This is a genomic window from Syntrophomonas wolfei subsp. wolfei str. Goettingen G311, assembly GCF_000014725.1.
Lineage (GTDB): Bacteria > Bacillota > Syntrophomonadia > Syntrophomonadales > Syntrophomonadaceae > Syntrophomonas > Syntrophomonas wolfei.
This window is the reverse complement of sequence record NC_008346.1, coordinates 2645578-2668996: the sequence shown is the minus strand read 5'-3', so window position 1 is coordinate 2668996 and position 23419 is coordinate 2645578. Positions and strand designations below refer to the sequence as shown.

The 23419-nt window shown below is 46.4% G+C and carries 39 protein-coding genes; all 39 read left to right on the top strand.

Annotated features, from left to right (window positions below; genetic code table 11):
* The first annotated feature begins 12 nt into the window (after window positions 1-12).
* The 39 genes from fusA to rplM all read left to right on the top strand — a co-directional run bounded on the left by fusA (window position 13) and on the right by rplM (window position 23419).
* Window positions 13-2097, top strand: a complete 2085-nt coding sequence (gene fusA, locus SWOL_RS12100; RefSeq protein ID WP_011641711.1) for an elongation factor G — start codon at window positions 13-15, stop codon at window positions 2095-2097.
* Window positions 2098-2292: 195 nt separating this feature from the next.
* Window positions 2293-3495, top strand: coding sequence for an elongation factor Tu (tuf, locus tag SWOL_RS12095; RefSeq protein WP_011641710.1), 1203 nt, complete (start codon window positions 2293-2295; stop codon window positions 3493-3495).
* Between the two features lie 95 nt (window positions 3496-3590).
* Window positions 3591-3902, top strand: a complete 312-nt coding sequence (gene rpsJ, locus SWOL_RS12090) for a 30S ribosomal protein S10 (RefSeq protein WP_011641709.1) — start codon at window positions 3591-3593, stop codon at window positions 3900-3902.
* A 149-nt stretch (window positions 3903-4051) separates the two neighbouring features.
* Window positions 4052-4666 carry a 50S ribosomal protein L3 gene (rplC, locus tag SWOL_RS12085; RefSeq protein ID WP_041428088.1) on the top strand — a complete coding sequence of 205 codons (615 nt, stop codon included), beginning with the start codon at window positions 4052-4054 and terminating at the stop codon, window positions 4664-4666.
* Between the two features lie 54 nt (window positions 4667-4720).
* Window positions 4721-5344: a 50S ribosomal protein L4 gene (gene rplD / locus SWOL_RS12080; protein WP_011641707.1), complete on the top strand. Its 624-nt coding sequence runs from the start codon at window positions 4721-4723 to the stop codon at window positions 5342-5344.
* The gene (rplW, locus tag SWOL_RS12075) at window positions 5344-5631 is read left to right on the top strand and encodes a 50S ribosomal protein L23 (protein WP_011641706.1); all 288 of its coding nucleotides are present in this window, start codon (window positions 5344-5346) and stop codon (window positions 5629-5631) included. Before rplD ends, rplW begins: the two co-directional genes overlap by 1 nt.
* A gap of 170 nt (window positions 5632-5801) precedes the next feature.
* Window positions 5802-6629, top strand: coding sequence for a 50S ribosomal protein L2 (rplB, locus tag SWOL_RS12070; protein ID WP_011641705.1), 828 nt, complete (start codon window positions 5802-5804; stop codon window positions 6627-6629).
* 84 nt (window positions 6630-6713) lie between these two features.
* Window positions 6714-6998: a 30S ribosomal protein S19 gene (gene rpsS / locus SWOL_RS12065; RefSeq protein WP_011641704.1), complete on the top strand. Its 285-nt coding sequence runs from the start codon at window positions 6714-6716 to the stop codon at window positions 6996-6998.
* A 15-nt stretch (window positions 6999-7013) separates the two neighbouring features.
* Window positions 7014-7355, top strand: a complete 342-nt coding sequence (rplV, locus tag SWOL_RS12060; protein ID WP_011641703.1) for a 50S ribosomal protein L22 — start codon at window positions 7014-7016, stop codon at window positions 7353-7355.
* A complete protein-coding gene (rpsC, locus tag SWOL_RS12055) occupies window positions 7355-8038 on the top strand; it encodes a 30S ribosomal protein S3 (protein WP_011641702.1) in 684 nt (227 codons plus the stop codon). Before rplV ends, rpsC begins: the two co-directional genes overlap by 1 nt.
* A complete protein-coding gene (rplP, locus tag SWOL_RS12050; protein ID WP_011641701.1) occupies window positions 8038-8472 on the top strand; it encodes a 50S ribosomal protein L16 in 435 nt (144 codons plus the stop codon). The genes rpsC and rplP overlap by 1 nt, the downstream gene beginning before the upstream one ends.
* Complete coding sequence (rpmC, locus tag SWOL_RS12045; protein WP_041427591.1) at window positions 8462-8662, top strand: 50S ribosomal protein L29; 201 nt, start codon at window positions 8462-8464, stop codon at window positions 8660-8662. Before rplP ends, rpmC begins: the two co-directional genes overlap by 11 nt.
* A gap of 24 nt (window positions 8663-8686) precedes the next feature.
* A complete protein-coding gene (gene rpsQ, locus SWOL_RS12040) occupies window positions 8687-8956 on the top strand; it encodes a 30S ribosomal protein S17 (protein WP_011641699.1) in 270 nt (89 codons plus the stop codon).
* 29 nt (window positions 8957-8985) lie between these two features.
* Window positions 8986-9354: a 50S ribosomal protein L14 gene (gene rplN / locus SWOL_RS12035; protein ID WP_011641698.1), complete on the top strand. Its 369-nt coding sequence runs from the start codon at window positions 8986-8988 to the stop codon at window positions 9352-9354.
* An 18-nt stretch (window positions 9355-9372) separates the two neighbouring features.
* Window positions 9373-9684: a 50S ribosomal protein L24 gene (gene rplX, locus SWOL_RS12030; protein ID WP_011641697.1), complete on the top strand. Its 312-nt coding sequence runs from the start codon at window positions 9373-9375 to the stop codon at window positions 9682-9684.
* A 27-nt stretch (window positions 9685-9711) separates the two neighbouring features.
* Window positions 9712-10248, top strand: a complete 537-nt coding sequence (gene rplE, locus SWOL_RS12025; protein ID WP_011641696.1) for a 50S ribosomal protein L5 — start codon at window positions 9712-9714, stop codon at window positions 10246-10248.
* A gap of 15 nt (window positions 10249-10263) precedes the next feature.
* Window positions 10264-10449: a type Z 30S ribosomal protein S14 gene (locus SWOL_RS12020; RefSeq protein ID WP_011641695.1), complete on the top strand. Its 186-nt coding sequence runs from the start codon at window positions 10264-10266 to the stop codon at window positions 10447-10449.
* A 28-nt stretch (window positions 10450-10477) separates the two neighbouring features.
* Window positions 10478-10876 carry a 30S ribosomal protein S8 gene (rpsH, locus tag SWOL_RS12015; protein ID WP_011641694.1) on the top strand — a complete coding sequence of 133 codons (399 nt, stop codon included), beginning with the start codon at window positions 10478-10480 and terminating at the stop codon, window positions 10874-10876.
* A gap of 18 nt (window positions 10877-10894) precedes the next feature.
* A complete protein-coding gene (rplF, locus tag SWOL_RS12010; RefSeq protein ID WP_011641693.1) occupies window positions 10895-11434 on the top strand; it encodes a 50S ribosomal protein L6 in 540 nt (179 codons plus the stop codon).
* A gap of 21 nt (window positions 11435-11455) precedes the next feature.
* The gene (gene rplR / locus SWOL_RS12005; protein WP_011641692.1) at window positions 11456-11821 is read left to right on the top strand and encodes a 50S ribosomal protein L18; all 366 of its coding nucleotides are present in this window, start codon (window positions 11456-11458) and stop codon (window positions 11819-11821) included.
* A gap of 30 nt (window positions 11822-11851) precedes the next feature.
* Window positions 11852-12355, top strand: a complete 504-nt coding sequence (gene rpsE / locus SWOL_RS12000) for a 30S ribosomal protein S5 (RefSeq protein ID WP_011641691.1) — start codon at window positions 11852-11854, stop codon at window positions 12353-12355.
* Window positions 12356-12367: 12 nt separating this feature from the next.
* On the top strand, window positions 12368-12550 hold the full coding sequence (rpmD, locus tag SWOL_RS11995; protein ID WP_011641690.1) for a 50S ribosomal protein L30: 183 nt from the start codon (window positions 12368-12370) through the stop codon (window positions 12548-12550).
* 26 nt (window positions 12551-12576) lie between these two features.
* A complete protein-coding gene (gene rplO, locus SWOL_RS11990) occupies window positions 12577-13017 on the top strand; it encodes a 50S ribosomal protein L15 (RefSeq protein ID WP_011641689.1) in 441 nt (146 codons plus the stop codon).
* Complete coding sequence (gene secY, locus SWOL_RS11985) at window positions 13017-14282, top strand: preprotein translocase subunit SecY (protein ID WP_011641688.1); 1266 nt, start codon at window positions 13017-13019, stop codon at window positions 14280-14282. The genes rplO and secY overlap by 1 nt, the downstream gene beginning before the upstream one ends.
* Window positions 14283-14293: 11 nt before the next feature.
* On the top strand, window positions 14294-14941 hold the full coding sequence (locus tag SWOL_RS11980; protein ID WP_011641687.1) for an adenylate kinase: 648 nt from the start codon (window positions 14294-14296) through the stop codon (window positions 14939-14941).
* A complete protein-coding gene (gene map, locus SWOL_RS11975) occupies window positions 14942-15706 on the top strand; it encodes a type I methionyl aminopeptidase (RefSeq protein ID WP_011641686.1) in 765 nt (254 codons plus the stop codon).
* Window positions 15707-15781: 75 nt separating this feature from the next.
* Complete coding sequence (locus SWOL_RS11970; RefSeq protein ID WP_011641685.1) at window positions 15782-16015, top strand: KOW domain-containing RNA-binding protein; 234 nt, start codon at window positions 15782-15784, stop codon at window positions 16013-16015.
* Window positions 16008-16226, top strand: coding sequence for a translation initiation factor IF-1 (infA, locus tag SWOL_RS11965; RefSeq protein ID WP_011641684.1), 219 nt, complete (start codon window positions 16008-16010; stop codon window positions 16224-16226). Before SWOL_RS11970 ends, infA begins: the two co-directional genes overlap by 8 nt.
* Window positions 16227-16260: 34 nt before the next feature.
* Window positions 16261-16374: a 50S ribosomal protein L36 gene (gene rpmJ, locus SWOL_RS11960; protein ID WP_011641683.1), complete on the top strand. Its 114-nt coding sequence runs from the start codon at window positions 16261-16263 to the stop codon at window positions 16372-16374.
* Window positions 16375-16394: 20 nt separating this feature from the next.
* The gene (rpsM, locus tag SWOL_RS11955; RefSeq protein WP_011641682.1) at window positions 16395-16763 is read left to right on the top strand and encodes a 30S ribosomal protein S13; all 369 of its coding nucleotides are present in this window, start codon (window positions 16395-16397) and stop codon (window positions 16761-16763) included.
* Window positions 16764-16784: 21 nt separating this feature from the next.
* The gene (gene rpsK / locus SWOL_RS11950; protein WP_011641681.1) at window positions 16785-17177 is read left to right on the top strand and encodes a 30S ribosomal protein S11; all 393 of its coding nucleotides are present in this window, start codon (window positions 16785-16787) and stop codon (window positions 17175-17177) included.
* 16 nt (window positions 17178-17193) lie between these two features.
* A complete protein-coding gene (rpsD, locus tag SWOL_RS11945) occupies window positions 17194-17823 on the top strand; it encodes a 30S ribosomal protein S4 (RefSeq protein WP_011641680.1) in 630 nt (209 codons plus the stop codon).
* 111 nt (window positions 17824-17934) lie between these two features.
* Window positions 17935-18885 (top strand): DNA-directed RNA polymerase subunit alpha, encoded by a 951-nt coding sequence (locus SWOL_RS11940; RefSeq protein ID WP_011641679.1) that lies wholly within the window; start codon window positions 17935-17937, stop codon window positions 18883-18885.
* Window positions 18886-18900: 15 nt separating this feature from the next.
* The gene (gene rplQ, locus SWOL_RS11935) at window positions 18901-19242 is read left to right on the top strand and encodes a 50S ribosomal protein L17 (protein ID WP_011641678.1); all 342 of its coding nucleotides are present in this window, start codon (window positions 18901-18903) and stop codon (window positions 19240-19242) included.
* A gap of 249 nt (window positions 19243-19491) precedes the next feature.
* Complete coding sequence (locus tag SWOL_RS11930) at window positions 19492-20313, top strand: energy-coupling factor transporter ATPase (RefSeq protein ID WP_011641677.1); 822 nt, start codon at window positions 19492-19494, stop codon at window positions 20311-20313.
* Complete coding sequence (locus tag SWOL_RS11925) at window positions 20298-21167, top strand: energy-coupling factor transporter ATPase (RefSeq protein WP_011641676.1); 870 nt, start codon at window positions 20298-20300, stop codon at window positions 21165-21167. The genes SWOL_RS11930 and SWOL_RS11925 overlap by 16 nt, the downstream gene beginning before the upstream one ends.
* 9 nt (window positions 21168-21176) lie before the next feature.
* Complete coding sequence (locus SWOL_RS11920; RefSeq protein ID WP_011641675.1) at window positions 21177-21968, top strand: energy-coupling factor transporter transmembrane component T family protein; 792 nt, start codon at window positions 21177-21179, stop codon at window positions 21966-21968.
* Window positions 21969-22060: 92 nt separating this feature from the next.
* The gene (truA, locus tag SWOL_RS11915; protein WP_011641674.1) at window positions 22061-22810 is read left to right on the top strand and encodes a tRNA pseudouridine(38-40) synthase TruA; all 750 of its coding nucleotides are present in this window, start codon (window positions 22061-22063) and stop codon (window positions 22808-22810) included.
* A gap of 174 nt (window positions 22811-22984) precedes the next feature.
* On the top strand, window positions 22985-23419 hold the full coding sequence (gene rplM / locus SWOL_RS11910) for a 50S ribosomal protein L13 (RefSeq protein ID WP_011641673.1): 435 nt from the start codon (window positions 22985-22987) through the stop codon (window positions 23417-23419).

Genomic DNA, 23419 nt, shown 5'->3' with positions numbered 1-23419 from the left:
GAGAGGAATTCGATGGCTGACAGCTATGATTTAACTGCTATTAGAAATATTGGTATTATGGCTCATATCGATGCCGGAAAAACAACCACCACAGAAAGAATATTGTTTTATTCCGGACGGGTTCATAAGATGGGTGAAGTGGATAAAGGTACCGCTACTATGGATTGGATGAGCCAGGAACAGGAAAGAGGAATAACCATAACTTCGGCAGCTACAGCTTGCAAATGGAAGGGTTATTTTGTCAATATTATCGACACGCCCGGCCATGTGGACTTTACTGTTGAGGTAGAGCGCTCATTAAGAGTGCTTGATGGGTCTATAGGTATTTTTTGCGCGGTAGCCGGCGTGCAACCACAATCAGAAACCGTATGGAGACAGGCTGATCGTTATCATGTTCCTCGCATTGCTTATATCAATAAAATGGACCGTGTTGGCGCTGACTTTTTTCGAGTAATCGAAATGATAAGAAAAAATCTGAGCAGTGATGCGGTGGCCATACAATTACCCATTGGGGTAGAGGAAGCATTCTCGGGCATTATTGATTTGATTGATTTTAAAGCCTACATCTATGAAGATGAGAGCGGCGAGCAATACCAGGAGAGGGAATTAAACCCTGATGAAAGGTCAAAAGCTCAGGAATTCAGGAATCTTCTTCTGGAAAGATTAGCAGAATACGATGACAGTATACTGGAAAAATACCTGGAGGCCCGGGAGATTTCCCCAGCGGAAATCAGAAGTTCTTTGAGAAAAAGTTGTATCTCCAACCAAATAGTGCCGGTACTTTGCGGGTCTTCATTTAAGAACAAGGGAGTACAGATGCTGCTGGATGCGGTGGTAAGCTACCTTCCTTCCCCTCTTGATATACCTGCAATTGAGGCGATGGATATAGCCAGTGGAGAAAACGTGAGAATAAAGCCCGAAGTTGATGCCCCTCTTTGTGCCCTGGCGTTTAAACTGGCCAGTGACCCCTATGTAGGTAAACTAACCTACTTTCGCATTTACTCCGGTCGGATAAAGGCAGGAAGCACTCTATTCAACAGTCGCCAGGATAGAAAAGAGCGCTTTACCAGATTGCTGAAAATGCATGCCAATCACCGTGAGGAAATAGAGGAAGCTTGTGCCGGTGATATTGTAGCCGGGGTAGGCTTGAAAAATACGGCAACTGGTGACACCCTCTGCAGCGAAAACCATCTTGTCTTGTTGGAAACAATTGACTTTCCGCAACCGGTTATTGATGTAGCTATCGAGGCCAAAACCAGAGCTGACCAGGAGAGGATTGAAGAAAGCCTGCGGCGACTGGCAGAGGAAGACCCTACATTCCAAACCAGACAGGATAAAGAAAGCGGCCAGATGATAATATCCGGTATGGGGGAATTGCACCTGGAGATTATTATTGATCGCCTGCTCAAAGAATTTAAGGTTAATGCCAATATCGGCAAGCCCCAGGTGGCCTATAAGGAAAGCGTTAAGAAAAGGACCGCTGCGGAAGTCAAATTTGACCGGCAAGCTGGTGGTCGCGGGCAATATGCTCATGTAGTGTTGGAAGTTTTACCCCTGGCTGAGGGTCAGGGTAAAAGATTTGCAGATAAATCCAGCCCTGAAGCAATCCCCCGAGAATTTATACCCGCGGTGGAAATGGGGGTGCGGGAAGCTTTACAGGCGGGCATACTGGGTGGATACCCGGTGGATGATGTGGAAGTAGTTCTAAAGGGTGGTTCCTATCATGAGGTGGATTCCAACGAACCAGCCTTTAAGATTGCCGCCAGTATGGCATTGAAGGAAGCTTTGGAAAACGCCCAATCAGTTTTCCTGGAACCAGTAATGGATCTGGAAATTATCTGTCCCGAGGAATACCTGGGGGATGTAATTTCCGATCTAAATGCTCGCCGGGGAAGGATAATAGCTTTGGAAGAGAACCGCGATACTAAAGCGGTAAAAGGGTTGGTACCACTGGCGGAAACCTTTGGTTATGCTACCAGTTTAAGATCCCTCACTCAGGGTCGAGCCAGTTTTTCCATGAAGATAAAGAACTTTGCCGAGGTACCCGAGTCCAAGAGCCGGGAGATAATAGCCCGAAGATATGGGCTGCCGGTGTAAGGCGGAAGACGGAAGGCAGATGTCGGAAGACGGAAGTCGGATGAGGGAGAACGGAAAACGGATGTCAGAAGACTGTGAGCGGTATATTTATGCAAGCTTGCAAGCTGATGCACAATTATAATTTTACATCCCAAGGTAACTAGGTGCCTGGCACTAAAAATAAAAACAAATACAAAAGGAAAGGTGAGAGAAAGGATGGCAAAGGCAAAATACGAGAGGACGAAACCTCATCTTAACATTGGTACCATAGGTCACATAGACCATGGCAAGACCACATTGACAGCAGCGATAACCAAGACCCTGTCCCAAGTAGGAGGAGCCAAGGCCACGTCCTATGAAGAGATTGACAAAGCCCCGGAAGAGCGGGAAAGAGGCATAACCATCAACACCTCGCATGTTGAATATCAAACCGAAACCCGCCACTACGCCCATGTAGACTGCCCTGGTCATGCTGACTACATAAAGAACATGATCACCGGAGCAGCGCAGATGGACGGGTCCATACTGGTAGTATCAGCCGCTGACGGCCCCATGCCGCAGACCCGGGAGCACATACTCTTATCCCGGCAGGTAGGGGTACCATATATAGTAGTATTTATGAATAAGACCGACATGGTAGACGACCCCGAGCTATTGGAATTGGTAGAGATGGAAGTTAGAGAACTCTTAAGCTTCTATGAGTTTCCCGGAGACGACATCCCTGTACTAATGGGCTCAGCCCTGAAGGCCCTGGAATGCGGTTGTGGCACTCGTGAATGTGAATGGTGCAAGCATATATGGGAACTGATGGATGCCGTAGACAGTTATATACCCCTGCCGCAAAGAGCGGTTGACAAGCCCTTCCTGATGCCCATAGAAGACGTATTCACCATAACCGGAAGAGGCACCGTAACCACAGGAAGAGTAGAGAGAGGTCAGGTAAAAGTAGGAGACGAAGTAGAAATAGTAGGGATGAGAGAAGCCACCAGAAAGACCGTATGTACCGGAGTAGAAATGTTCCGCAAGCTTCTTGACTATGCCGAAGCCGGAGACAATATCGGCACCCTATTAAGAGGAGTAGACCGCAAAGAAGTAGAAAGAGGCATGGTACTGGCCAAGCCCGGCAGCATCAAGCCCCTAACCGCATTCAATGCTGAAGTATACGTCCTGACCAAAGAAGAAGGCGGAAGACACACCCCGTTCTTTGGTGGTTACAGACCGCAATTCTATTTCCGGACCACCGATGTAACCGGAATAATCCAGTTACCCGAAGGAGTAGAGATGGTAATGCCCGGGGACAATGTACAAATGGCAATAGAGCTGATAACCCCGATAGCCATAGAAGAAGGTTTGAGATTCGCCATCCGTGAAGGCGGCAGAACTGTAGGTGCTGGTGTGGTTACCAGTTTGAACGAGTAAACAAGGTGATAAAGGGCAGGGGATAAAATGGCCCTTGCCCCCGAACACCCGGAAGCGTGTATTATTGAAGCCAGTCTAAGGAGGTTTAACAAAGAGTGAATGGCCAGCAAAAAGTAAGGATTAGACTAAAGGCATTTGACCATAAGCTTCTGGATCAGTCTTCCCAAAAGATTGTGGAGACAGCCAGGAAGAATGGTTCCGGTGTATCCGGCCCGATTCCCCTACCGACGGAAAAAAGCATCTATACTATTCTGCGTTCTCCCCATGTAAACAAGGATTCGCGGGAACAGTTTGAAATGAGAACCCATAAACGACTGATAGATATACTGGATCCTAACCCCAGGACCATAGATGCTCTGATGCACCTGGATTTACCTTCAGGAGTAGATATAGAGATCAAGCTATAGCTGAATCAATGCTTAAGAGAGCAGTGGGAAAACAGCCCTCGCCGGCAAGGGAAGAATTACTAAAAAGAGAAGTGACGTTGGAAATCCCACTTCCAACCTATCACCAGAAGACGGAGGTAATTAAGGTGACTACTAAGAAGAAAGCCATAATGGGAATCAAAATTGGAATGACGCAAATATTTGATGAGAACGATAAAGCTGTACCAGTGAGCATTATTGAAGCTGGCCCCTGTACAGTTTTGCAGAAGAAAAAGGTGGAGAGCGATGGTTACGAGTCTATTCAGGTAGGCTTTTACAACCTGAAAGAAAAATTGGCCAACAAGCCAGCCAGAGGGCACTTTAAAAAAGCCAATGTGAAACCGCTGCGCTACATCAAGGAATTCCGTATTGATAATGTAGATGACTACGATGTGGGGCAGGAAATAACAGCGGATATTTTTACGACAGGCGATCTGGTTGATGTAATTGGTACTTCAAAGGGTAAAGGCTTTGCCGGCGGTGTTAAAAGACACAACTTTGCTCGTGGGTCCATGGGTCATGGTTCCAAATATCACCGGCGCCCCGGTTCCCTGGGAGCAAAGGGACCGGCCCGCGTTTTTAAGGGAAGAAAGCTCCCGGGTCGACTTGGGGGAGAAAGAGTTACGGTTCAGGGCTTGAAGGTAGTAAAAGTCTATCCGGATAGGAATCTCATTCTTATCAAAGGTTCAATTCCAGGGCCCAAGAGAGGTTTTGTAATTATAAAGAATTCAGTTAAGGAAAAATAGCAGAGAGCAGATAATTAGAGCTTTCCACTATTTTAAGAGGAGGTAAGCAAAAAAATGCCCAAGGTTGCGTTGTATGATATGAGTGGGGCCCAGGTCGGTGAAATAGAACTTAATGACAGCGTTTTCGGCATTAAGCCCAACCAGGCGGTTATGTTTGACTTCGTAAAAATGCAACTGGCCAATAAACGAGCTGGTACTGCTTCGAGCAAGACCAGAGCTGAGGTCAGAGGTGGAGGCAAGAAACCCTGGCGGCAAAAAGGTACCGGTCGGGCTCGCGTGGGTAGTAGCAGAAACCCGGTGTGGACTAAAGGTGGAGTCGCGTTCGGGCCCAGGCCCAGAGACTTTTCCTATAGATTACCGCGCAAAGTCAGAAGATTGGCTATGAAGTCAGCACTATCCAGCAAGGTACTTGACAATAATATTGTTGTACTGGATTCCCTCACTTTTGATGAACCCAAAACCAGGCTTATGGTTCAGACCCTTAAGTCGTTGCCGGTGGGGAAGAAGACCCTGGTGGTTACAGCTTACGGTGATCCCAATGTAATAAAATCAGCACGAAATATTCCCGGGGTAAAACCTTTGAGAGCAGATTTTATCAATGTTTATGATTTACTTAATTATGATACTTTGCTCATAACCCGCGAGGCAGTGGCCCGGATAGAGGAGGTATTTGCCTAATGAGAGATTACCGAGATATTATAATTAAGCCGGTGGTTACCGAAAAATCTATGAATTTGTTGGCTGATAACAAATATACCTTTATCGTTGACAAGCGGGCCAATAAAACCGAGATAAAAAACGCCATCGAGAATATCTTTGAAGTCCGGGTTGCGAGTGTAAACACTATGAATATAAAAGGCAAACCCAAACGGATGGGCCGCTTTGAGGGCAAAAAACCCGATCGCAAAAAGGCGGTAATCAGCCTTAAACCTGGCCATAAGATACGTTTGTTTGAAGGCATGTAATATATATCTATATCACAGGGACGGTTCTTCTGATATATAAAATAAGAAAAGTGAGGAGTAAGATCCTCCACCCTGTATCCTTCGGGTACCATTATTAACGCTGGGGTATAGGGGGTTAGTTTGTTTATAAGCAGGTTAATTTACTGTCGTAGTAAGGAGTGAAACGATAGATGGGCATAAAAAAATTCAAGCCTACGACACCCAGTAGAAGGCATATGACTACCATGAGTTTTGAGGAGATTACCAAGCAGGAACCGGAAAAAAGTCTTATTGCTCCCCTCAAAAGGAAAGCTGGCCGAAATGTAAAGGGCCGTATTACGGTAAGACACCGGGGTGGCGGTCATAAACGCCAGTACCGTATAGTTGATTTCAGGAGGGTTAAAGATAATGTTCCGGCTCGGGTAGCAGCGATAGAATACGATCCCAACCGCTCTGCCCATATAGCTTTGCTGCATTATTTTGACGGGCACAAGGCTTATATCATAGCGCCCCATAACTTGAGGGTGGGAGATGTAATAGAATCAGGTCCCAATGCTGATATAAAGACAGGTAATACCCTACCATTGAAAGACATACCGGTAGGTTCTCTGATTCACAATATCGAGCTAAGGCCCGGTAAAGGTGCTCAACTGGTACGCTCGGCCGGAGCAGTGGCGCAACTGATGGCCAAAGAAGGAGCCTATGCACATGTGCGCTTGCCTTCCGGAGAAGTAAGGCTTATTCATGTAAATTGCCGGGCTACCATTGGTCAAGTAGGGAATCTGGAGCATGAGAATATGACCCTGGGTAAAGCCGGTCGCAGTCGCTGGTTGGGTATCAGACCCGGCGTAAGAGGATCGGTAATGAATCCGACTGATCACCCTCATGGTGGCGGAGAAGGCCGTGCTCCCATCGGCAGGAAGTATCCAGTCTCCCCCTGGGGTAAGATTGCCATAGGTGGTAAGACCCGCAGGAAAAAGCCATCGGACAATATGATTGTCAGAAAGCGCAAGCCCTAGGGATCAGGTTAAAGCTTAGAAAAGCAGATATTGGGTTAACGCCCGCTTAAGGGAAATCTCTAGCAAAATAAAGGAGGTCTTTAGATGGGCAGGTCACTGAAAAAAGGACCTTATTGTGAAGACAAATTGCTAAAAAAAATAGAATTAATGAATCAATCAGGCCAGAAAAAAGTAATCAAAACCTGGTCCCGGCGTTCTACTATAATGCCGGAAATGATCGGGCACACCCTGGCGGTACATGATGGGCGCAAGCATATACCAGTCTATGTAACCGAAGACATGGTAGGCATGAAACTGGGTGAGTTTGCCCCCACCCGTACTTACCGGGGCCATGCCGGCAAATCTGAAAAATCCAGCAGAGCGCGGTAGGAAGGAGGATGGAAAATGGAAGCCAGAGCTATTGCTCGTTATATTCGCGTATCTCCTTTTAAAGCCCGGCAGGTAGCGGATCTGGTTAGAGGCAAGGATACTGAAGAAGCCATGGCGATTTTGAGGTATACCAATAAGAAATCGGCTCCCCTGATAAGGAAAGTACTGCAGTCTGCTATCGCCAATGCTGAACACAATTTTGATATGGATTCCAATGCCCTGGTTGTTTCCCAGATATTCATTGATGAAGGCCCCATCGTAAAACGAATGCGGCCCCGGGCATATGGCCGTGCAGATGTCAGGCGCCATAGAACCAGCCACATTACCGTGGTGCTAAGGGAAAGGGAGGTAAAATAGTGGGTCAAAAGGTTCATCCGAAAGGGTTCAGAATTGGTATTATCAGGGATTGGGATTCCAACTGGTATGCTGATCGGGATTATAGCGAACTATTACATGAAGACGTTAAGCTCAGAAAATTCATAAAGGATCGTTTTTATGCCGCTGGTATTTCCAAAGTGGAAATACAGCGTACAGGTAACCGGATAAGAGTAACCATCCATACCGCCAAGCCTGGGATTATTATCGGCCGTGGTGGTATCGAGGTAGAGAGACTCAAGGTCAATCTGGCTGAGATGACCAAAAAGAATGTCAATATCAATATTCAGGAAATCAGAAGGCCGGAAATGGATGCACAGATTGTAGCTGAAAATGTAGCCCAGCAGCTGGAAAAAAGGATATCATTTCGGCGAGCTATGAAGCAGACCGTGGGGCGTACCATGCGCTCGGGCGGAATTGGCATCAAGATAGCAATTTCCGGAAGACTGGGTGGAGCAGAAATAGCCCGGACGGAATGGTATGCTGAAGGCAAAGTACCCCTGCATACCCTGCGAGCAGATATTGATTATGGTTTTGCCGAGGCCAATACCACCTACGGAAAAATAGGTATCAAGGTTTGGATCAACCGGGGTGAGATTTTACCCGAGGCCAAGCAAAGACCCAAAGAGCCCAAACAGAAAGAAATGGAGGAGGCAGGTAGATAATGCTTACCCCAAAAAGAGTAAAACATAGAAAACAACATCGTCCCAGTCTTGCTGGAAAGGCCAACAAGGGCAATACCATTACTTACGGGGATTATGGCCTGCAGGCTCTGGAACCGGCGTGGATAACCAACCGGCAGATTGAAGCGGCCAGAATAGCCATTAACCGTTATGTCAAGAGAGGCGGCAAGCTGTGGATTAAAATATTTCCTGATCGGCCTTTAACCGTAAAACCTGCTGAGACCAGGATGGGAAAAGGCAAGGGTTCTCCCGAGCATTGGGTGGCAGTGGTTAAGCCCGGACGGGTTATGTTTGAGCTATCCGGGGTTAGTGAAGAAGTAGCACGCGAAGCCATGAGGCTTGCTGCACACAAGCTTCCAGTCAAATGTAAATTCCTAAAAAGAGAAGAAATGGGTGGTGAGGTTAGTGAAAGCTGAAAAGATTAGGGAGCTAACCGATGATGAGTTAAACCAGAAATTATCCGGTTATAAGGAAGAATTATTCAACCTCAGGTTTCAACTGGCTACCGGACAACTGGATAACCATAAGAGAATCAAGGCAGTAAAAAAGGATATTGCCCGCTGCAAAACTATTTTAAGGCAAAGAGAAATTGCTGCAGGCAGGTAATCGGAAGAAAGGAGGTTTTAAAGGGTGACTGAGAACCGCGCTAACCGGAAAATCAGAATAGGCACCGTAAGCAGTGACAAGATGGATAAGACTATAACAGTAAGCGTGGAAACCGTAAAACAGCATCCTCTTTATAAAAAGACAATTAAAACCAGCAAGAAGTACAAAGCACATGACGAGAACAATGAGGCCAAAACCGGGGATATTGTTAAAATTATGGAAACCCGCCCCTTAAGTAAAGACAAAAGATGGAGACTAGTGGAAATAGTTCAGAAAGCCAAGACTTTGCAGTAAGTCTGGTTTTCGGCAGGGAGGTTTAAGCTGTGATTCAACAGGAAACGATGCTTCAAGTTGGCGATAATACCGGGGCGAAAAAAGTGCTTTGTGTAAAGGTTTTAGGTGGATCTACCCGCAGATATGCCAGTGTAGGCGATATTATTGTGGCTTCAGTTAAAGAAGCATCACCAGGCGGAGTGGTTAAGAAAGGTGATTTGGTTAAAGCAGTAGTAGTACGTACCAAGAAAGAAATTAGAAGGGCGGATGGATCCTATATTGCCTTTTCGGAGAATGCTGCTGTTATCATAGATGACAACAATAATCCCAAAGGCACCCGTATTTTTGGACCGGTGGCCCGGGAACTACGGGAAAAGAACTTTATGAAAATCATATCCCTGGCGCCAGAAGTACTTTAGGCTTGGGAGGTGTAGTAGATGCGAATTAAAAAAGGTGACAGCGTTCTGGTCACAACCGGCAAAGACGCTGGCAAGAAGGGCAAAGTACTGCGGGTAATACCCGACAAGAACCGGGTGGTAATTGAAGGAGTGAATCGGGTAAAGAAACACCAAAAACCCAGTCGTTCTCTTCCCCAGGGTGGTATCTTGAAAATTGAAACACCCCTAAATGCCAGTAATGTAATGCTGGTATGCAGCCGGTGCAACAAGCCCACCCGGATAGCCCATAAAATAATGGAAAATGGCGAAAAAGTAAGAATTTGCAAGCAATGCGGAGAAGCCTTAGATTAAAACTCCAGAAGGGAGGCCAGCACTTTAATGGCCAGGTTATATGAAACATATAAAAAAGACATAGTGCCAAAGATGATGGAGAAATTCCAGTATGATAATATTATGCAGGTTCCCAAAGTAGAACGGGTGGTAGTAAATATAGGAGTGGGAGAGGCCATTCAGAATCCCAAGGCTCTTGATGGAGCTGTAAACGATCTAAGCATTATATCCGGTCAAAAGCCGGTTATAACCAGAGCGCGTAAATCCATTGCCGGATTTAAATTAAGGGAAGGTATGGCCATCGGCTGTAAAGTCACCCTGCGGGGGGAGAGAATGTATGACTTTTTGGATCGCCTGATCAATCTGGCCCTTCCCCGGGTTCGTGACTTCAGGGGAGTATCCCCGCAGGCTTTTGATGGAAGAGGTAATTATTCCCTGGGGATAAAGGAACAAACCATCTTTCCGGAAATAGATTACGACAAAATTGATAAAATCAGGGGTTTGGAGGTAGTAGTGGTTACCACCGCCAAGACTGATGAAGAAGCCAGGGAATTGTTAAAAAGTATGGGAATGCCATTTAGATAGGGGGAATTAGGAGCAATGGCCAAAAAAGCTATGATAGCCAAGCAAAAAAGAATGCCGAAATTTTCTGTTCGTAGCTATAACCGCTGTAAAATTTGCGGAAGACCCCGGGCTTATATGCGGAAATTCGGTATGTGCCGGATTTGCTTCAGAACGATGGCCCATAAGGGAGAAATCCCCGGCGTTACAAAATCTAGCTGGTAGACGCTTTTATGTAAAGGAGGTATACACCATGGTCATGACTGATCCCGTAGCCGATTTCCTAACCCGGATTAGAAACGGCAACATGGTCATGCACGAAACCGTTGAAGTACCCGGTTCCAGAATCAAACTGTCCATAGCCCGGATAATGCAAGAAGAAGGGTACATCAAGGATTATGAATTCGTCGAAGACGGAAAACAGGGGATTATCAGAATATACCTCAAATATGGACCGGATAAAAAGAAGGTAATTACCGGGATAAAGAGGATTAGCAAACCTGGATTGAGGGTATATGTTAAAAAAGATGAAATTCCCAGGGTCTTGGGAGGATTGGGGACTGCTGTGATCTCCACCTCAAAAGGACTTATGACTGATAAAAATGCCCGCAAACAAGGTCTTGGCGGGGAAGTAATCTGTTACATCTGGTAGCTGAAGGAGGGTACGAAAGTGTCAAGAATAGGAAAAAAACCTATCAGCCTACCTGCAGGCGTAGAAGTCTCAATAAAGGACAATGCCATTTCTGTAAAAGGTCCTAAAGGAGTTCTGGAATGGGCGTTGCCCGAGGGTATAACGGTGGTTCAGGAAGGCAATGAACTGGTGGTAAAAAGGCCCAGTGACATTAAGCAACATCGTGCTATGCACGGCCTTTCTCGTGCTTTGATTGCTAATATGGTACAAGGGGTTAGCGCAGGTTTTGAAAAGAAGCTAGAACTGGTAGGTGTCGGCTACCGGGCGCAAATGCAGGGGAAAAAGCTGGTTATAAGTATCGGTTTCTCCCATCCGGTAGAGGTAGAGCCTCCGGAAGGCATCGAATTTGAAGTTCCAGCCGTCACCCGTATTACCGTAAAGGGAATAGACAAACAACTGGTTGGAAATACTGCAGCTCACATCCGAGCCATAAGGAAGCCTGAGCCTTACAAAGGAAAGGGAATTAAATATGAAAACGAAGTAATCAGACGTAAGGCGGGTAAAGCAGGAGGCAAATAAAGCAGGAAAGGAGTGTTTTCGTTGATTAAGAAGCCTGACAAAAAGACACTTCGGCAGGGTAAGCATAAAAGAGTGCGCAGGAAAGTAGCGGGTACCGGTGAGAGACCGCGTTTATGTATATTCAAGAGCCTGCACCATATATATGCGCAGATAATTGACGATGAAAAAGGAGTAACTTTGGTGGCAGCTTCCACCCTGGAAGAAGGCCTTAAAGGACTCGAATCCAAAACCAATATTGCTGCAGCCCAGGAAGTGGGGGCCAACATTGCGGAAAGAGCCAGGGAAAAAGGCATTATCGAGGTGGTTTTTGACCGCAACGGCTATAAATATCATGGTAGTGTAGCGGCCCTGGCCAATGCTGCCAGGGAAAAGGGACTTGTATTTTAGCGATTATTTCCGTAAGTAAGGAGGGAAATGATGATTGATAAAGAACAAGCTGCCCCGGAAATGATAGAAAAAGTTGTAACTATTAGAAGGGTAGCCAAGGTGGTTAAAGGTGGACGCAGGTTTAGTTTCAGCGCCCTGGTAGTAGTGGGCGATGGTGAAGGCAAGGTGGGAACCGGTAAAGGTAAAGCCACGGAAGTTCCGGAAGCTATTCGTAAAGCCATAGAAAATGCCAAGAAGAATATGCTCTCTGTTCCCTTGATTGATGGCAGAACCATTCCGCACGAAATCTTAGGAATTTTCGGCGCGGGGCAGGTTCTGTTGAAACCAGCCTCAGAGGGTACCGGGGTTATCGCCGGCGGACCGGTAAGAGCTGTTTTGGAAGCTGCCGGGATTAAGGACATACTTACCAAATCACTGGGTTCAGATAACGCTACCAATATAGTACATGCTACTATGGAAGGTTTAAGAAGCCTTAAAAGGGTTGAGGATGTTGCCAGGCAGAGGGGCAAGACCATAGATGAGATCATGAACTAGGAGGGATACGACTTGGCCAAGCAGTTGAAGTTGACCTGGACTAAGAGTTTCATCGGCTGCCCTGAAACCCAGAGAGCAACGATTAAGAGTCTAGGATTCAAAAAGTTGCAACAGAGTCTTATTAAAGAGGATTGCCCGCAGATTCGGGGTCAGATAAGTAAAGTACAACACCTGCTTATGGTGGAAGAACTGTGATTAGTTGAGTACAAGGAGGTTCAATTGTGAGACTGGAAGAACTTAAAGCTCCAGCGGGTGCGAATAAGCGCACTAAAAGGGTAGGTCGGGGAACCGGATCCGGCCACGGCAAAACTTCCACCCGGGGCCATAAAGGACAAAAATCCCGTTCCGGCGGTGGAGTGCGCCCTGGTTTTGAAGGCGGACAAATGCCTCTACAGAGACGCCTACCCAAACGCGGTTTCAACAATATTTTCAAGAAGGTATATGCTATTGTCAATGTAGAGGATTTGAATATTTTCCCGGACGGCAGTGAAGTTAACCCGGATACTCTACAGGAAACCGGATTGGTTAAGGCTATCAAAGATGGAGTAAAAATACTCGGGAATGGAGTATTGGAAAAGAGATTGCAAGTTAAAGCTCACAAAATTAGTAAGCAAGCGGAAGAAAAGATCACGGCCAAAGGTGGAAAAGTAGAGGTGATATAATGCTCGATTCGTTTCAACAGGCCTTTAAAGTGGGAGACTTAAGAAAGAAACTTTTGTTTACTTTGTTTATGTTGTTGGTTTTCCGCTTAGGGGCCCACATAGCTGTCCCCGGCATCAACCCCGGGGCCATGGAGAAGCTGTTAAGCGGCCAGCTGTTTGGGTTTTTTGACATAATATCCGGCGGTGCTTTTAAACGCTTTAGTATTTTTGCGATGAGCATCACCCCTTATATCAATGCCACCATAATCATGCAGCTTCTAACAGTAGTTGTGCCCAGACTGGAGGAACTGCAAAAGGAAGGCGAAGAAGGCAGAAAAGTGATAGTCCAGTATACCCGCTATGGAACCGTTGTCCTGGGATTTATCCAGGCTATGGGGATGTCCATAGCCCTGGGTAGAAGCGGAGCCTTGGTTAACACAGGTTTTCTTTCCTACCTTATTATTGCCATTTCCCTGACCGCCGGTACCGCTCTTTTAATGTGGATAGGGGAGACGATTACTGAAAAGGGAATAGGGAACGGAATTTCTTTAATTATTTTTGCCGGAATTGTATCCCGCCTACCAGGACAAATAGCCGGAGTGGGACAGGAATTGGCCGGCGGAATAATCGGTTATTTAAATATTATTCTCTTTATTGTACTGGCACTGGCGATAATTGCTTCTATTATTGCGGTAAATGAAGGACAGAGAAGATTACCGGTTCAATATGCCAAACGGGTGGTAGGGCGTAAAGTCTATGGAGGACAGAGTACCTTTTTACCTCTCCGGGTAAATGCCGGCGGAGTTATCCCTATTATTTTTGCTATGTCTTTGATGATGTTTCCAGCTACCATAGGTTCCTGGATGGATCCGGCTTCGGGGTTGAATCGTTTTCTTCAAGAATACTTTAGTTTTAGCAGTGTTGCGTACAATATAGTCTATGCCGCTTTGATTGTCTTTTTTACCTATTTTTATGTTGCCATCATCTTTAATCCCATGGATGTGGCCGATAATATTAAAAAGTATGGCGGATTCATCCCTGGTATAAGGCCGGGACGCCCTACTGCCGAGTATATTGATCGGGTTTTATCCCGCTTGACCCTGGCGGGTGGAGTATTTCTTGCATTGATTGCTATTATGCCTAACTTTATAATTGGCTTGACCGGAATTACCAGTCTCTGGTTTGGCGGTACGGCCTTGCTGATTGTGGTTGGTGTTGCTCTGGATACCATGAAGCAGATTGAGTCCCACTTGCTGCTCCGTAGTTACGAGGGTTTTGTAAAATAGGAGATGAAGAGATGAATATCATACTGATGGGTCCTCCTGGTGCCGGTAAAGGCACCCAGGCAGAATTACTAAAAGCTCGCTTTCCCATCCCCCATATTTCCACCGGGGATATTTTCCGGGATGCGGTAAACCAGGGGAGCGAACTGGGCCAGGAGGCTCAGAAATACATGAGCAGCGGGCAACTGGTGCCGGATGAGATTACTACCGCTATAGTTAAAGAAAGAATAACTCAGGCTGACTGTGATTCGGGTTTTCTACTGGATGGATTTCCCCGCACCACGGATCAGGCCCAGGCTCTGGATCAGTCCCTGGCAGAATTGGGCAAAAAAGTAGACCTGGCTATTAATATTGATGTGCCTACGCAACTCCTGATTGAGCGGCTATCAGGGAGAATCAGTTGCCGGGAATGCAAACGGGTATATAATCTTAACTTTAATCCCCCGCGAGAGCAAGGAAAGTGTGATAGTTGCGGGGGTGAGCTGGTTCAGCGTAATGACGACCGGGGAGAAACCGTGGTCAAACGTCTGGAAGTCTATAACCAGCAGACTCGCCCCCTGCTGCAATATTATGAAGCCCAGGGAGTGCTCTTCAATATTGAAGGAAGCCGTGGTAGCGGCCAGGTTTTCGCCGATATTCAAGAAAAGCTGGAGAGCCTGTAAATGATTTGTTTAAAAACTCGGGATGAGATAGTAAAGATGAGGAGAGCAGGGAATCTGGTTGCTCGAGTATTAAAAATGCTGGAGAATAAAGTTCAACCAGGTATTACTACCAGGGAGCTAAACGCCCTGGCAGAGGAAGAATGCAGGAAAAATAGCGCCATACCAGTATTCAAGAATTATCCTCACCCCAGAGGAGGGAGAGCGTTTCCTGGTGTTATCTGTACTTCACTTAACGAGGAGGTTGTTCATGGTATCCCCGGCTCCCGGCTTCTTAAAGAAGGGGATATCATAAGCATTGATTTTGGTGTTATACTGAACGGATTTGCTGGTGATGCGGCCATTACGGTTCCAGTGGGCCAGGTTGATCCAAGGGTAAGGAAATTGATTTTAACTACCGAAGAATCTCTCATGAAGGGCATAGAGCAGGCCTGGGCAGGTAGAAGATTAGGTGTGGTATCCCGGGCAATCCAGGAACATGCGGAGAAAAACTGCTTTTCAGTGGTGAGGGATTTTGTCGGGCATGGTATAGGTCGGGATATGCATGAACAACCTCCTGTACCCAATTATGGAAAACGTGATCGAGGACCGGTCTTAAAGGAAGGAATGACAATTGCCATTGAACCAATGCTTAATATGGGTAGTTACCAGGTATATACCAGGTCTGATGAGTGGACGGTGGTAACCCGTGACGGGAGCTGGTCGGCGCACTTTGAGCATAGCATTGCCATTACTACCGGGGAACCGGAGATCCTTACCTTAAGGTAACGGGGGTGATCGGTCATTTATGATGATGATTTAGGGAAAGTAGTTTATTCCAAATCAGGTCGTGATAAAGGCAGGATGTTCGTAGTTGTAAAGCTGGTAAACGAGCGATTTGTATTAGTAGCTGATGGAGAACAACGCAAAATTGAAAACCCTAAGCTTAAAAATATTAAACACCTGCAATGGACCAGGATCAAGGCGGAAGAAGTTGAAAGCTACCTGGCGAGAGGCGAAATTCCTGGGAACCATATCATTAGAAAAAACTTGAAGCGAATACGGGAAAGAGGGGAAGGAGGTCTGGTTGATGGCTAAAGAAGATGTCATTGAAGTTGAGGGGACGGTGGTGGAACCGTTACCCAATACCATGTTTAAAGTCGAACTGGATAATGGCCACAAAGTCCTCGCCCACATATCTGGAAAGATGCGCATGAATTTCGTTAGGATATTACCCGGAGATCGGGTGATGGTAGAATTGTCGCCTTATGATTTAAACCGGGGAAGAATCATATATCGTTTCAAATAAGAAACTTGGCAAGGGCTAAGAGGAGGTAATTGTTTTGAAGGTAAAACCGTCAGTAAAGCCTATCTGTGAAAAATGTAAGATTATCAAACGCAAGGGAAAAGTCATGGTTATCTGTGAAAACCCCAAGCATAAACAAGTTCAGGGTTAATAAACAGGAGGTGAGCGAATTTGGCAAGAATAGCAGGTGTAGATCTACCCCGGGATAAGAGAATAGAAGTATCCCTTACCTATATATTCGGGATAGGAAGGTCTTCTTCCCGGAAAATACTGACGGACGCAGGTATAAATCCTGATACCAGAGTAAAAGATTTAACCGAGGAAGAAGTATCCAAATTAAGAGAAATTATCGAAAAGGAATACCATGTTGAAGGTGACCTGCGCCGGCAGGTAAATATGGATATCAAAAGGCTGATGGATTTGGGCTGCTACCGGGGAATCCGTCATCGTCGCGGTTTACCGGTAAGAGGACAGAATACCAAGACCAATGCCCGTACCCGCAAGGGACCCAAGCGTACCGCCGGCGGGAAGAAAAAATAAAGCACAAAGGGGGAAGAATCAGTGGCACGCAGGACTACTACGAGAGTCAAGAGACGGGAAAAGAAGAATATCGAACATGGTATAGCACATATAAAATCGACTTTTAACAATACCATTATTTCAATTACTGACCGACATGGTAATGCCATATCCTGGTCCAGTGCTGGAACCATTGGCTTCAAGGGGTCAAGGAAAAGTACGCCTTTTGCGGCCCAGCAGGCAGCGGAGAATGCGGCCAAGGCAGCTATGGAACATGGCCTGAAAGAGGTAGAGTGCTATGTCAAGGGACCTGGAGCAGGGCGTGAAGCGGCTATTCGTTCACTGCAGGCCGCCGGCCTAGAGGTAAGTGTTATTAAAGATGTTACTCCTATTCCTCATAACGGGTGTAGACCGCCCAAGAGAAGAAGAGTTTAAGGAGGTAATAGTTTAAGTGGGAAGATATACTGATTCAGTCTGCCGCCAGTGCCGCCGGGAAGGGGAAAAGCTGTTTCTCAAAGGCGACCGCTGCTATTCGGAAAAATGCTCGGTTAGCAGAAGAGCTTATCCGCCAGGCGCTCACGGGCAGGGACGCCGGCAAAAGCCCAGTGAATATGGGATTCAATTACGCGAAAAGCAAAAAACCCGCAGGATATACGGGATTCAGGAAAAGCAGTTCCGCAACTATTTTCGGAAGGCTGATCGCAAACAGGGGATAACCGGAGATAATTTGCTGGTGCTTTTAGAAAGACGTCTGGATAATGTAGTCTACCGATTGGGTTTTGCCTCCTCTCGGAAAGAGGCCCGGCAACTGGTTAATCATGGTCACTTTTTTATTAACGGACACAAAGCCAACATCCCTTCAATGCTGGTTAGGGTAGGGGACATTATAGAAGTTCGCCAATCCAGCAGAGAATCAAACAAATTCCAAGAAATGAAGGAACAAGCTGCCTATAAGACCCCACCCGAGTGGCTGAGTGTAGATGCGGAGAAAATGACCGGTACAGTTCTGGCCTATCCAAGGAGAGAGCAGATTGATACACTGGTAAATGAGCAGCTTATTGTCGAACTTTATTCCAGATAAAACACCTCTAAGCCAGTACTCAGGTTTAATTAAAAGGTCGAGGCTGGTTGGATGGCCAGGTATCAGCTTAAACTGGCCTGGTGCCGCCCAAAAAAAGGAGGGGATATATAAATGCTGGAGATGGAAAAACCACGTATAGATTGTGTGGAAAAGAATTCTAGCAGCAATTATGGAAGATTTGTTATCGAACCCCTGGAAAGAGGATATGGTACTACTCTAGGGAATTCACTACGCCGAGTCCTGCTTTCTTCTTTGCCGGGAGCTGCAGTTACATCCATAAAAATTGATGGAGTACTTCATGAGTTTTCCACCATACCCGGTGTATTGGAAGATACTACCGAGATTATTCTTAACATCAAAAAACTGGTCTTAAGTTATACCGGCAGCGAGCGTAAAATTATTCGTTTGGAACAGCAGGGACCAAAGGAAGTAAAGGCTTCCGATATTACACCTGATGCTGAAGTTGAGATACTGAATCCGGATTTGCATCTGGCCAGTCTGGATGAAGACGGAAAAGTAGAAATCGAAATGACGGTGGAGCGGGGTCGGGGTTATGTAAGTTCTGATCAGCAGCCACAGAAAAATGATGATATTGTGGGCTTGATTCCCATAGATTCCATATTTACACCAGTGAGCCGGGTCAATTATACGGTAGAGAACGCCCGGGTGGGAAAAAGGACGGACTATGATCGTCTGAACCTGGAAGTATGGACCAATGGCAGTATAAGCCCGGAGGAAGCTATCAGCCTTTCTGCACAAATTTTAATTGAATACTTAAAACTCTTCACGGAAATAGATGATACCTATGCCGAGGTAGAAATCCTGGTGGAAAAGGAAGAGGAAAAGAAAGACAAGATTCTGGAGATGTCCATAGAGGAACTGGAGCTTTCAGTAAGAGCATCCAACGGCCTAAAAAGAGCCAGTATTAATACGGTGGGAGATTTGATTGCCAAAAACCGTGAGGAAATGAGCAAGATAAGAAATCTGGGCCAAAAATCACTGGAGGAAATTGAAAGAAAGCTTAAGGAATTAAACCTGTCGTTTAGGAAGTCAGAAGATTAGAAAGGAGGGGCCCCCGTGAGTTATCGCAGGTTAGGGCTCAGGAGTGATCATAGAAGGTCGGTACTAAGGAACTCGGTGACCTCTCTGCTGAAAGAAGAAAAAATCAGCACTACTGAAACCAGGGCCAAGGAAATAAAGAGGCTGACGGAAAAAATGATTACCCTGGGCAAAAGAGGAGATTTACATGCCCGCAGGCAGGCTGCTGCCTATATTATGAGCGATGAGGTCGTACAGAAACTTTTCAGCGATATTGCCGCTCGTTATGAGGAGCGGAATGGTGGCTATACCCGGCTGGTAAAAACCGGTTATCGCAAGGGTGATGGTGCACCTATGGTTATGATTGAACTGGTAGAATAAAGTCGTCAGGAGACGGAAGACCACTTTTCATCAGTGGTTGTGGCCCCCGGCCATGAGGGGCTAGTACGAAAATAAACTCTTTGACGATGAAGGACGCTGACCCTTCGGGCGCAGATTGACGCTGATAGATATAGGAAAAATATCTGTGTAAATCATATTGAATCTGCGTAAATCTGCGTCAAAAGAATACTGGAATCACTATACCTTATTTTCATCATTGGTTGTGGCCCTCGGCCATGAGGAGTAAGCATGATAAGTATTAGGGATTTGACCTATTTCTATCCGGAAGAAGATCTTCCGGCTTTAAAAAACATAAGCCTGGATATTCGAGAGAATGAATTCCTGGTAATACTGGGAAGGAATGGCTCCGGCAAATCAACTCTGGCCCGTTTGTTAAACGGGCTTTTGCTTCCCAGTCAGGGAAAAGTGGAAGTAGATGGCTGGAATACCGCTGATGCTAACCAGATTCAGCTTATCCGGCAAAGAGTGGGTTTGCTCTTCTCCAACCCGGATAACCAGTTGATTTCCAACCAGGTGGAGGAGGATGTAGCTTTCGGTCCGGAAAATTTAGGTCTTAATACTGCTGAGATTCGGCGTAGAGTAAATGATTCACTGCGACTGGTCTCTATGGAATCCTATAAAAACTCAGCTCCCGCTTTCTTGTCCGGAGGCCAGAAACAAAAAATAGCCATTGCCGGGGTGATGGCTATGAAGCCGCGCTACCTGGTCTTGGATGAGGCATTGTCCATGATTGACCCCCGGGGAAAGCGGGAAATAATGGAGAGTATACGCAGCCTGCATAAAACTGAGGGAGTAGTAGTGATTATGATTACCCATGACCTGGAGGAAGCGAGAGAAGCAGACCGGGTGGTGGTGTTGGAAGAGGGAGAAGTAAAAACAATCTCTACTCCCGAAGAATTATTCCCCTCGCGTGCTTCATTGTTAGCCCTGGGCCTGGCCCCCCTGGAAATAAGCCATATTATTGCGGAAATCAACCGCCAGGGGATTTTACTAAGTACTGATATTCTGGATATAGATAAGCTGGTTGAGGAAATATGTCACTTCGTCTAGAGAACATCTCCTTTACTTATCAGCCAGGGACACCTTTTGAAAAAACTGCTTTGAGCGGGGTAAGCCTGATCATAAATGACGGTGATTTCGTAGGTATTACCGGCGAAAGCGGTTCCGGAAAATCCACCCTCTTGCAGGTTTTAAGCGGTTTACTATTCCCTTTTGCAGGTAAACTCTGCTTGAATACTGAAGTCATCAATCCGGGTCAGAAGAAGTCGCTTAATCGGCTGCGTCGGAGAGTGGGACTGGTATTCCAGTTTCCGGAGGAGCAAATCTTCGAGCTCCAGGTATATGATGAAGTAGCTTTTGGCCCGCGCAACCTGGGTCTCTCCCGGAGTAAAGTGGATGAGCGGGTACAGGAAGCCATGAATCACATGGGACTGGGCTTTGAAAAATACAGCTTACGCCATTGTCATAGCTTGAGCGGCGGTGAGAAGCGCCGCCTGGCCATTGCGGCGATTTTGGCCATGCAACCGCAAATCCTTCTTCTGGATGAGCCTGCTGCCGGACTGGACTATGAAGGACGGCAGGTTTTGTTGCAGCGCTTGGACTATCTAAACCGGGAAAAGGGTATCAGCATAGTTATGGTATCACATCATTATCAGCAGTTGCTGGCCTCTTGCTCTAGAATACTACTTTTGGATAAAGGACGGCTCATTCTGGATGGCATATCTTCTTCCTGGTTGGAATACTTGGATTTCCTGATGCAGCAGGGGTGGGAACTGACTGCCTCCCAGGAGTTGGTATATCTCTTGACGCAAAAAGGATGGGAGTTTACTTCTTCTCCTCGCAGCCCCGAAGAAACGGCCCGGGCAGTGGTAGACTTCATTCGCCGCTCCCGCCAGGATGGATAGGGAGGAAAGATGAATACAAGCCTGATTCTGGGCCAGTATATACCGGAAAAGTCCATAATTCATGAGCTGGATCCACGCAGCAAAATCATCGGAACCGCGCTGCTTAGCCTGGCTATTTTTTTAAGCGCTTTTCCGGAAGAGCAGCTGCTCCTACTATTCCTGGTAATGATTATTATTTTGACCAGCAAGATAAGCATGCACATCCATTACCTGGCCTTGAAGCCGTTTTTTTTGATCCTTGCCCTGGCCCTTTTAATTCAGATGATTATGACTCCCGGTCGGAATCTCATTGAATTCTATTTCATCAAAATCACGGTGGAAGGATTACGGGCTGCGGAATCATTGGGCTTGCGTTTGCTTACTCTACTTATTCTGGCCAATTTGCTTAGCCTGACTACTACTCCCATGGCTTTCACCGCTGCTTTGGAAAGAATGTTTAGACCATTAGCAAAATTGGGGTTTCCGGTGCATGAACTGGTAATGGTAATGAATATCAGCTTGCGTTTTATCCCCTTGCTCCTGGAGGAGGCGGAGCGCATCCGGAAGGCCCAGTTGGGGAGGGGTGCTGATTTCCGCCAGGGAAAGATGCTGGGGAGAATAAGAAGACTGGGGGCAGTTATTATTCCAGTTTTTAGACTCTCCATTTACCGGGCGGAGATGATAGCAATTGCTATGGAATCGAGAGGCTACCGTGGGGCTGAGGGAAGAACCCGGCTTAATGAATTGAGGATGAAAGCATTTGATTATGTTTATATAGTTTTAAGCCTGGGGATCTGTCTGCTGGTGACTATGACATTATGACAGGAGGACGGGGTTGATGACACACTTGTCAGCGAGTGTGTCAACAACCCCGTCCCCCTGTCAACTCAGGCTAAATAATAGGGAGAAAAGCAATGAGCAGGATTAAACTGTTGTTGGAGTATGATGGCAGCAATTATCACGGATTCCAGCTGCAAAAAAACGCCAATACGGTACAGGCGGAATTGGAAAAGGCCATTTACCGACTGAGCGGGGAACGGGCCACTATAGTTTGCGCAGGGCGAACCGATGCGGGAGTTCATGCTTGGGGTCAGGTAGTAGCTTTTGATAGTTGCTCCACTATTCCCGGTGATAGGTGGGCTTATGCTTTAAACAGCCAGCTGCCGGAGGATATTCAGGTCTTGGAAAGTCAGGAGACAAGAGCCGAGTTCAATCCTCGTTTTGATGCGCTAAAAAAGTGCTATGGTTATCTCATCTATCGCCAGAAGAAAAAGGCTACTTTTTATCGTCATTATGCTCTCTGCAACACAGAACCGCTTAAGCTGGAAGCTATGCAGGAAGCGGCTGAGATACTCAAGGGAAGACAAAACTTCAGGTCCTTTTGTGCCAGCGGTTCCTCGGCCCGAACCTTCGAAAGGGAGATATTTCACTGCCGTTTAAGTGAGAAGGGCCCTTGCCTGCTTTTACATATCGCAGCAGATGGTTTTTTATACAATATGGTAAGAATAATTACTGGTACCCTTTTGGAAGTAGGAAAGGGAAAGTATCCTCCCCAACACTTGAGAGAGATAATTGCCTCCCAGGATAGAACCCGAGCTGGTCCAACGGCCCCACCCCAGGGACTATACTTGCTGCAGGTGTTTTACCCGGAAGACAGCAAATAAGTCCGCAAAAGGATGTTTTCGAAGAAAAAGCGCATTTTACTTGACAGGGGCAGTAAAATTTAGCTAATATTAAAAGGCAGTCTTTTATTTCTGTATCTGGCTTCTGCCCCGTTGACGGATACGGAGTAAAAGAGCATTCAACCTGGAGTTATTGCATTTACAGGAGGGAAAGACTTGAAAACCTATGTAGCAAAACCAGCGGAAGTAGACCGTAAATGGTATGTGATAGATGCGAGCGATAAGACGCTGGGCAGGCTATCTTCGGAAGTTGCCTCCATATTAAGAGGCAAGCATAAGCCTATCTTTACCCCGCATGTTGATACGGGAGACTTTGTTATTGTAATAAATGCTGCCAAGATAAAGCTCACCGGAGATAAGCTCAACCAGAAAAAATTCCGCCACCATACCGGTTATCCCGGTGGCTTGAGAGAGATGGACTACAGGACTTTGCTGCAGAAAAGACCCGAAAAGGCTATAGAAGCAGCAGTACAAGGTATGCTTCCACATAATCGCCTGGGCCGGAGCATGATTAAAAAGCTCAAGGTTTACAGTGGCAGCGAGCACCCGCATCAGGCGCAGAAACCAGAACTAAGAGAGCTTAAAGGGTAA